Here is a 7508-nt window from a genome sequence, read left to right on the forward strand (position 1 = left end):
GGGGATCCGAGTGCGACGGACGTCGTGCACCCGCCCGGTGACGCGCCGTGAACCCACCCGCCCACCTGCGTGTTCGCTGCGATGCAAGTCACGACACGCCACGGACGCTTCGGCACGCAGGGTCATCGACCGTGACGGCGTGTCGGGTTCAGCGCCGGTCGACGGGCGGGGCCACGGGCAGCCAGCGCTCCCACCACCGGAGCAGGTGTTCCCAGCGGGCCACGCGGTGCCGTGGCCGCCCGTCGGCCGGCAGGTCGTGCCCCTCCCCCGGGAAGACGAGCAGCTCGGCCGGGACGCCACGGCGCACCAGGTCGACGTGCAGCCGCTGCGCCTGCTCCAGCGGCGTGCGCAGGTCCTCCTCCGCGGCCACGAGCAGGGTGGGCGTCCGCCCGGCACGGGCCACCGGGCTCTGCGCCCGCAGCTGTTCCGGGTCGGTGCCCAGGTGCGCGTCCACCAGGTACCAGCCGGCGTCCGAGCTGCCGGTGAAGGACCCCGGGTCGGTGAGCGCCCGCTCCACCACGGCCGCCGAGAAGCGGTCCGTCCGACCGGTGAGCAGCGCGGCGAGGGAGCCACCGTAGCCGCCCCCCATGACGCCCACGCGGCGCGCGTCCAGCGCGGGGTCGACGAGCACCGCGTCGAGGAACGCCAGCACGTCGTCGGCGTCCGGACCGCCCCACGCCCCGCGGAGCGCGCGCCCGTGGGCCGCCCCGTACCCGGAGGACCCACGCGGGTTGCACCGCACCACGGCGTAGCCGGCCGAGACCAGCACCTGGGTGTCCTCGTGCAGCGCCCAGCCGTGCTGGCGGAAGGGCCCGTCGTGGAGCACGAGCAGCACCGGGTGGGGCCCCTCGCCCGGGGGCGCGGTGACCCAGCCGTGCACCGGGTACCCGTCGGGCGATTCGGCGTCGCGCTCGTGCATGCGGTGCAGCCGCCCGGTCGCGCCGAGCTCGCGGCCGAAGCCGGTCAGGAGCCGGCGCCCCCCGTCGCGCAGGGCCAGCAGCTCCCCGGCGGATCGGTCGTGGGCCACGGTGGCGACGACGACCCCACCGGCGGCCCCGATCCCGCGGACGGCGAACGAGCCGCCGACCAGCGTCTCCGGGACTCCGCCGTCCAGGGGCACCCGGAGGAGCTCCACCGAGCCCCGCCGCTGATCGCCGACCAGCACCGCCCCGTCGGCCAGCACGGTCGCCGGGGTGGCGTCGCCGCGGGCGTGCCGCTCCGGGTCGAGGAGCTCGGTGAGCGGGCCGCCCTGGGCCGGGACGCGGCACGGCACGGCCGCCCGCGCCACCACGTCCACCCCCTCGGGACCCAGGTCGGGGATCGCGGTGAGCACGATCGAGGCACCGTCCGGGGTCCAGGCCGGCAGCGAGCAGTCCCCGCGCCCGTCGGTGACACGCCGCAGCCCGGTGCCGTCCGGGTGGACGGCGTGCACGTCGCGGACCAGGTCCCGGCCGGCGCGGTCGTGGCGCGCCGACACGAACGCCAGCTCCTCGCCGTCCGGGCGCCAGGCGACGTCGGCGCAGTCGGCCGTCCCCGTCGTCACCTGGACCGGCGCCGGCGGCGGGGCGGCGTCGTCGGCGAAGTCGGCCGGCAGGGCCACCACGAAGACCTGGGCGGGCCGCTCGTGCAGGTAGCCGACCCCTTCGCGCCGGTACGCCAGCGTGGTGATCAGCCGGGGCGGCGCCGCGGCGGGGTCGAGCCCGGGCGCCGTGCCGCACCGCCCGGGCTCGGGGACCCGGGCCACGTACGCCAGGCGGCGCGAGTCCGGGGCCCACGCCGGCGCACCGGCTCCCAGCGGGTGGTCGGTGAGCCGGCGCGGTGCCCCGCCGGCCGCGGGCAGCACCACCACCTGGGGGCTCCCGCCGGGCTCCGTGCCGAGGTAGGCCAGCCACCGCCCGTCCGGCGAGAAGCTCGGATGGGTGTCGTGCCGGCCGGTCGTGAGCGGGCGGGCCGGCGCGGACCCGTCGGTGGGCACCGCCCACAGCTGGCTGCGGTAGCCGTCGGTCCCCGGGTCCGGCCAGCGCACGGCGACCACCGCGATCCGCCCGTCGGGCGAGACCGTCGCCGTCCCCGGCGTCCGCAGGAGGGCGAGGTCCGACGGGCGCATGACCGCGACGCTAGCCGAGCGCCCCGCCCCGCCCGGCCCGCGCCCGGATCACTCGCCGGAGCGGTCGTCCCGGGAGGTCACCGGCGCGTTCCTGGGGTCCGGCGGGCCGTCGCCGCGGCCGGGGGTGTCCAGGCCGTCGTGGCTCCCCGGCGCGGCGACGTTGCGGCCGGTCCGGTCGGCACCCGGGTCCGCGGCGCCCGTCGGGCTGGTGTACCCCTCGATCCGGTCCCGCCGGTTCTTGGCCAGGCTGGCGACCGTGGTGATCAGCAGGGTGACCAGGATGACCGTCAGCGACAGCCAGGTCGGGATCTCGGGGACGACGGTGACGTGCTCGCCGCCGTTGATGAACGGGAGCTCGTTCTCGTGCAGGGCGTGGATGAGCAGCTTGACGCCGATGAAGCCCAGGATCACGGCCAGGCCGTAGGCCAGGTAGACCAGCCGGTCCAGCAGCCCGTCGATGAGGAAGAACAGCTGGCGCAGGCCCAGCAGGGCGAAGGCGTTGGCGGTGAAGACCAGGTAGGTCTCCTGGGTCAGCCCGAAGATCGCCGGGATGGAGTCGACCGCGAAGAGGATGTCGGCGCTGCCGATGGCCACCAGCGCGATGGCCAGGGGCGTGATGTACCGCTTGCCCTGGACCTTGGTGACCATGCGGTCGCCGTGGTAGTCGTCGGTCGTCGGCACGGCCTTGCGGGTGAGCCGGAGGAGCAGGTTCTCCTTGAACTCCTCGTCCTCGTCGTGCCCGCCGCTGCGGGCCTGCGCCCAGGCGGTGTAGATCAGGAAGCCGCCGAAGATGTAGAAGACCCAGCTGAAGTTCTCGATCGCGGCAGCGCCCACGAAGATGAAGATGGTGCGCAGCACCAGCGCGAAGGCGATGCCGAAGAGCAGCACCTTCTGCTGCAGCGCCCGCGGCACGGCGAAGCTCGCCATGATCAGCACGAACACGAACAGGTTGTCCACCGAGAGGCTCTTCTCGGTGATGTAGCCGGCGAAGTACTCACCGCCGTACGTGCCGCCGTAGGCCCACAGGACGATCAGGCCGAAGACGACCGCGATCCCCACGTAGATGGCCGACCACGTCGCGGACTCCCGGAGCGTCGGCGCGTGCGGCGTGCGCACGTGACCGTAGAAGTCGAAGACCAGCATGCCGATGATGGCGCCGACGGTGACCGCCCACACCCAGAAGGGCACGTCCATTGCAGTAGAACCTCCGGCATCGCCGCTACACGCCTGGCACCGGAGGTCTCTCCCGCCGCCGGCCGGGACCGGCGACCGGCAGCACCGGAGGCCATGGGGACCTCGTGATGACGACGCTGCCGCGGGGGGATACTCCCCTCCACCACGCGCTCCCGTCGCCGAGCACGCGCCGTCGGATGCGGGCGCCGGGGTACGTGGCGCTCACCGTACCCCGGCACCCGAGGAACTACCGGGCGGCGCCGTCCTCGCCACCGCGCCGCTCGGCGCCGGCGCGCTCGCGGCCGACCCCCTGGCCCAGGGGGTCGCCGTCCGGGGCGTGCAGACCCACGTGCGGGTCGCCGCCCTCGGGCCGCTCGGCGGCCGCCAGGCCGTGCGGCGGCGGCGGGGTCGTGCCCGCCCGCAGCGCCTCGTGCTCGGCCTGGTCGCGCCGGCTCTTCGCCAGGCTGGCGACGGTCGTGACGAGCAGGGTGACGCCGATGACCGCCAGCGAGATCGAAATCGGCACCTCGGGGATGACCGTCCACGGCTCACCGCCGTTGATGAAGGGCAGCTCGTTCTTGTGCAGCGCGTGGATGAGCAGCTTGATCCCGATGAAGCCGAGGATGACCGAGAGGCCGTAGCTGAGGTAGACCAGCCGGTCGAGCAGGCCGTCGATCAGGAAGAACAGCTGCCGCAGGCCGAGCAGGGCGAACGCGTTGGCCGAGAAGACGAGGTACGCCTCCTGGGTGAGGCCGAAGATCGCCGGGATCGAGTCGACGGCGAAGATGATGTCGGCCGTGCCGATGGCGATCAGCGCGATGGCCAGCGGCGTCAGGTACCGCTTGCCGGCCTGCTTCACCACCATGCGGTCGGAGTGGTACTCCTCCGTCGTCCGCAGCCGCTTGCGCGCGAACCGGAGGACGGCGTTCTCCTCGAACTCCTCGGAGTCGTCGTGCCCACCGCTGCGGGCCTGCACCCAGGCGGTGTAGACGAGGATCGCGCCGAAGATGTAGAAGACCCAGCTGAAGTTCTCGATCGCGGCGGCGCCCACGGCGATGAAGATGGTGCGCAGGACCAGCGCGAAGGCGATGCCGAAGAGCAGCACCTTCTGCTGCAGCTCCCTGGGCACGGCGAAGCTCGCCATGATCAGGACGAACACGAAGAGGTTGTCCACCGAGAGGCTCTTCTCGGTGACGTAGCCGGCGAAGTACTCACCGCCGAACGTCGGGCCGTAGAAGATCCAGATCAGGATGCCGAACACGATGGCGAGCGCCACGTAGATCGCCGACCACGTCGCCGATTCACGCAGGGTCGGCGCGTGCGGCGTGCGCACGTGGCCGAAGAAGTCGAAAGCGAGCATGGCGAGGATCGCGGTGACCGTGATCGCCCACACCCAGAACGGGACGTCCAAGAAAACCTCCGGGGACTGGCGGATGCGTCAGTGCCGGAGGTCTCTCCCACCGCCGGACGGATCCGGCGGCCGACGGGCCGGAGCGCGGAGGTCTCCCCGAGCTCGTACTGACGACCCAGCCGCGGGGGGATACTCCCCTCCACGAACCGGACCGCGCGCACGACAGGTCGTCCGCACGGTCCGTGTGGTTCGTCGGCATCAACGCGCGATCCCGAGGAGTTGTTCCCGGGCGACCCGCGGTCCATGCACGCGAGGTGCGGGCGGGCGGTCGGCGCCGGTTCAGGCGTGCGCGGCGTCGAACTGGCGCAGCTCCTTCTTCAGCTCGTTCAGCTCGTCGCGCAGCCGCGCGGCGACCTCGAACTGCAGTTCGCGGGCGGCGGCCAACATCTGCTCGTTCATCTGCGTGATCATGTCCGCCAGCTCGTTGCGCGGCAGGCCCTGGACGTCGATCGAGCCGGCCTTCGACCTCGACTTGGAGGACAGCCCGGGCACCGGGGACTTGCCGCGCGACTGCTGCCGGCCCGACCCGCCGAGCAGCTCGGTGGCGCCCTCGGCCTCCGTGGCGTCGCGGTAGATGCCGTCGAGGATGTCGACGATCTTCTTCCGCAGCGGCTGCGGGTCCACCCCGCGCTCGGTGTTGTAGGCGATCTGCCGCTCGCGGCGCCGGTTGGTCTCCTCGATCGCCTGCGCCATGGACGGGGTGATCGTGTCGGCGTACATGTGCACCTGCCCCGACACGTTCCGCGCCGCACGGCCGATCGTCTGGATGAGCGACCGGCCCGAGCGCAGGAAGCCCTCCTTGTCGGCATCGAGGATCGCCACCAGGGAGACCTCGGGCAGGTCGAGCCCCTCGCGGAGCAGGTTGATGCCGACCAGCACGTCGTACTCGCCCTGGCGCAGCTCGCGCAGCAGCTCCACCCGCCGCAGGGTGTCGACCTCGGAGTGCAGGTAGCGCACCTTGATGCCGAGCTCGAGCAGGTAGTCGGTGAGGTCCTCGGCCATCTTCTTGGTGAGCGTGGTGACCAGCACCCGCTCGTCCTTCTCGGTGCGCAGCCGGATCTCGTGCACCAGGTCGTCGATCTGGCCCTTGGTCGGCTTGACCACGACCTCCGGGTCGACCAGGCCGGTCGGGCGGATGACCTGCTCGACCACCTCGCCCTGCGTCCGACCGAGCTCGTAGTCGCCCGGCGTCGCCGACAGGTAGACCGTCTGGCCGATCCGGTCGGTGAACTCCTCCCACTTCAGCGGGCGGTTGTCCATCGCCGAGGGCAGCCGGAAGCCGTGGTCGACGAGCGTCCGCTTGCGGCTCATGTCGCCCTCGTACATGCCGCCGATCTGCGGCACGGTCACGTGCGACTCGTCGATCACGAGCAGGAAGTCGTCGGGGAAGTAGTCGAGGAGGCAGGAGCCGGCGCTGCCGGGCGCCCGCCCGTCGATGTGCCGGGAGTAGTTCTCGATGCCCGAGCAGAAGCCGACCTGGCGCATCATCTCGATGTCGTAGGTGGTGCGCATGCGCAGCCGCTGGGCCTCCAGCAGCTTGCCCTGCTTCTCCAGCTCCGCCAGCCGCTGCTCGAGCTCGGCCTCGATCGAGCCGATCGCGCGCTCCATCCGCTCGGGGCCGGCGACGTAGTGGCTGGCCGGGAACACGAAGATCTCGTCGACCTCGCGCACCACCTCGCCGGTCAGCGGGTGCAGGTAGTACAGCCGCTCCACCTCGTCGCCGAACATCTCGATGCGCACGGCGAGCTCCTCGTACACCGGGAAGACCTCGATCGTGTCGCCGCGGACCCGGAAGGTGCCGCGCGTGAACGAGAGATCGTTGCGGGTGTACTGCTCGGTGACCAGGGTGCGCAGCAGCTCGTCGCGGTCGCGCTCCTCCCCCACCTTGATCTTCAGCGCCCGCTCGACGTACTCCTGCGGCGTGCCCAGGCCGTAGATGCAGGAGACGGTCGCCACGACGACGACGTCCCGCCGGGTGAACAGGCTGTTGGTCGCCGAGTGCCGCAGCCGCTCGACCTCCTCGTTGATCGAGGAGTCCTTCTCGATGTAGGTGTCGGTCTGCGGGACGTAGGCCTCGGGCTGGTAGTAGTCGTAGTAGGAGACGAAGTACTCCACGGCGTTGTCGGGGAGCAGTTCGCGGAACTCGTTGGCCAGCTGCGCGGCGAGGGTCTTGTTCGGCGCCATGACCAGCGTCGGGCGCTGGACCTTCTCGATCAGCCAGGCCGTCGTGGCGGACTTGCCCGTGCCGGTGGCGCCGAGGAGGACGACGTCCTTCTCCCCCGCGTTCACCCGCTGGGCCAGCCCCTCGATGGCGGCCGGCTGGTCGCCCGAGGGCTGGAACTCGCTGACGACGCGGAAACGCCCCTGGGTGGGCTTGAGCTCGGTGGACGTGCGCACGCGACGACGGTACGTCGGCGGTGTGACAGAACGCGTCACGAGCGCCTCCCGCGCAGGCTGGGGCGGCCGGGACGCGGAGCGGTGGGGCCGGTACTTGTCCCCGCCGCCCCGCACCCCTAGCGTGCCCAGTCGCAGGAGCGGTCCGCGCCGAGGGACCAGCGCCACCCGGGAGCCCCCGGGCGAGGTCGGACCCCGGTGCGCCCGGCGCCCGGCCCGACGGGCCCGCGGCCCCGGCCGGGCCTGCGCACGACGCCCCCTGCGGTCCGCCGCGGGGGGCGTCGTCGTCCGGGGCGCGCGCCCCGGTCGGCCGCCGCACCCGCTGTCGCCGGTCTCACCGCCGCCGCAGGTGTGGCGGGCCCCCGGCGCGGGCACGGGGGTCCCGACGTCCGCCCCCCGATCCGGCCACGCGAGCATGTGGCC

At 72.8% G+C, this 7508-nt stretch carries 4 protein-coding genes; all 4 read right to left on the reverse strand.

All coding sequences use genetic code 11. The annotated features are described in order from the left end of the window. Positions 1 to 148: 148 nt before the first annotated feature. The 4 genes from E9565_RS13940 to uvrB all read right to left on the reverse strand — a co-directional run bounded on the left by E9565_RS13940 (position 149) and on the right by uvrB (position 7088). On the reverse strand, positions 149 to 2107 hold the full coding sequence (locus E9565_RS13940; protein ID WP_236835519.1) for a prolyl oligopeptidase family serine peptidase: 1959 nt from the start codon (positions 2105 to 2107) through the stop codon (positions 149 to 151). A 48-nt stretch (positions 2108 to 2155) separates the two neighbouring features. Further along, a complete protein-coding gene (locus E9565_RS13945; RefSeq protein ID WP_236828132.1) occupies positions 2156 to 3301 on the reverse strand; it encodes a TerC family protein in 1146 nt (381 codons plus the stop codon). Between the two features lie 226 nt (positions 3302 to 3527). Then, positions 3528 to 4691 (reverse strand): TerC family protein, encoded by a 1164-nt coding sequence (locus E9565_RS13950; RefSeq protein WP_236828133.1) that lies wholly within the window; start codon positions 4689 to 4691, stop codon positions 3528 to 3530. A 279-nt stretch (positions 4692 to 4970) separates the two neighbouring features. Continuing rightward, complete coding sequence (gene uvrB, locus E9565_RS13955) at positions 4971 to 7088, reverse strand: excinuclease ABC subunit UvrB (RefSeq protein WP_236828134.1); 2118 nt, start codon at positions 7086 to 7088, stop codon at positions 4971 to 4973. Positions 7089 to 7508: the final 420 nt, after the last annotated feature.

This window comes from Blastococcus sp. KM273129 (assembly GCF_021698995.1).
Classification (GTDB): domain Bacteria; phylum Actinomycetota; class Actinomycetes; order Mycobacteriales; family Geodermatophilaceae; genus Blastococcus.